This is a genomic window from Candidatus Symbiothrix dinenymphae (assembly GCF_001431085.1).
In genome coordinates, this window is record NZ_BBRU01000540.1 from 1 (window position 1) to 322 (window position 322).

The 322-nt window shown below is 52.2% G+C and carries 1 protein-coding gene; it reads right to left on the reverse strand.

Translation table 11 applies throughout. The annotated features are described in order from the left end of the window. Positions 1 to 322 (reverse strand): T9SS type A sorting domain-containing protein (locus ASC50_RS05555; protein WP_158648505.1); only part of this gene is annotated, 322 nt, incomplete at both ends.

The window sequence follows — 322 nt, forward strand, 5'->3', positions numbered from 1 at the left end:
CGCCACGCCTCTACCGGTAATGTTGACACCGCGCGACCGTTTAAATCATAGATTGTGATGTTTGTAACACCTTCCGGAACGCCTTCGATGGTGATGAAATCACCGCCATGCACCGGATTGGGATATACTTTCAGGGGAGGTGCCTCTATTGCGCCAATTTGTGTGGTGCGGGTGCGTTCCTGACAATACGGGCATGTTTCCACGGTGTCGCCTGAGGCGGTGATGAGGCGTGCCTTATACTCGGCGGTGGCATCCAATATATCTGTGCGCTTGTTGCCTGCTGAATAGGACAATTCGGAGGATAATTTCTCCCATTTGCCAT